Source organism: Ancylomarina sp. (assembly GCF_041555295.1).
Lineage (GTDB): Bacteria > Bacteroidota > Bacteroidia > Bacteroidales > Marinifilaceae > Ancylomarina.
Genome location: NZ_JBFFKR010000466.1, coordinates 1 through 1,621 on the forward strand (window position 1 = coordinate 1; position 1,621 = coordinate 1,621).

Genomic DNA, 1,621 nt, shown 5'->3' on the forward strand with positions numbered 1-1,621 from the left:
ATGATGAAAACCCCTTTGACCATTGAAGGACAAAAAGATAAAGTGACTTTTCAAGCGTATTACCTGGAGATTGCTAAGCCAGGATTGTTGGGCTATATTAAAAAATACACCATTGGCTTACCGGGTGTCATCATTAAAGCCATTAAAGGTAAATCCCCAGTGACTAATGACCAGTCAACCAATGACCAGCTCTTGACAATCTCCCAAGATGAGAAAAGCCTGATGAATTTATTGTCCTCACAACTCTCATTGGAAGTGAATGATAAGGATGGCTATGTTTCGATATTAGCTCGTATGCCCCAGGCACGACCAGCAGCTGAAATGGTGCAACGTGCACAGGTTTTGCTCCAAGAAGCGATTACTGATTTTAAAATTAAGAAGGCTAAAGATCAAATGGCTTTTGTTGAGGAACGTTATGCTGAAAAAGAGGCTGCCTTTACCGCTGCTCAAAATAAGCTGGCTCGTTTTCGTGATCAGAATAAAAATGTGAGTACGGCTATGGCTCAAACCCAAATGGAGCGTCTGCAGTCGGAATTCTCTATGGCTTCATCGGTTTATACTGAATTGGCCAAGCAGCTGGAGACTCAAAAAATACAAGTGAAAGAAGATACCCCTGTTTTCACCATCATCGATCCTGTTTCAGTACCACTCGATAAATCAAAACCTAAGCGCCCAATGATTCTTATTATTTGGACTTTCCTTGGTGGTATTGTGGGTGTGGGTATGGTTTTCGGTAAACAGTTCATGGGTTCTATTAAGGAGCAGTGGAGTAACTAGCTGTCTTTGCGATCCCGAGAATTCGGGAGAAGCAATCTCATGATTAGAATTCTGTTGTCTGTTATCAGTTTTCTGTTATCGGTTATCAGGACCAACAATCCCGAAGCTTCGGGAGGCAAGTCAGTAGTTGCTGACCGATCTTGAAGTTATTGTTGTCTGTTGCGGTGCACTGAGCTGGTCACTGAGCCTGTCGAAGTGTCAGTTATCGTTTATCTCAAATATTTTATTGATATTAGCCGTTAATTGTGATTTAGGTAATGCTAAAGAAATGAAGAGTTATAAAGAGCTTGAAACATATAGGATAGCTTTTGAACTTGCAATTAAGGTTCATAGGCTGTGTTTATCTTTGCCAAAGGCAGAACAGTATGAGTTGTGTAGTCAGATTCGCAGATCATCACAAAGTATTAGAGCTAATATTGTAGAAGGTTATGGTCGAAGGAAATATAAGGCTGAATTTATTCGATCTTTGATTATGGCTAATGCTTCTTTATTGGAAACAGAATCTCACTTAGAGATGCTAAATAGTCTATACGATAAAAATGAGATTAGTCGATTGATCAAGGATTATGGCGAATTAGGAAAGAAGTTGCATCGCTTCATTGATTTTGTGCAAAAGAACTGGAAAACTGACAACCAGTAACTGACAACTTATCTTCGATAACCGAAAACTGATAACCGATAACCGACACAAACACCGACAACCGATATAGCCCAAAGGGCAAGGATAACTGAAAACAGATTAGTGTATGAAATCAAAATCAATCAAAAACATCTGCTGTATAGGCGCTGGCTACGTTGGTGGTCCAACCATGGCGATTATTGCACAAAAATGCCCACACATTAA

3 protein-coding genes are annotated in these 1,621 nt (G+C 39.9%); all 3 read left to right on the forward strand.

Annotated elements, in window-relative coordinates; genetic code table 11:
- Positions 1-777 (forward strand): GNVR domain-containing protein (locus tag ABY905_RS17145; protein ID WP_372646100.1); only part of this gene is annotated, 777 nt, incomplete at its 5' end.
- Between the two features lie 268 nt (positions 778-1,045).
- Entirely contained in the window at positions 1,046-1,417 is a 372-nt protein-coding gene (locus ABY905_RS17150) for a four helix bundle protein (protein ID WP_372646102.1), read from the forward strand.
- 106 nt (positions 1,418-1,523) lie between these two features.
- Positions 1,524-1,621 (forward strand): hypothetical protein (locus ABY905_RS17155; RefSeq protein WP_372646104.1); only part of this gene is annotated, 98 nt, incomplete at its 3' end.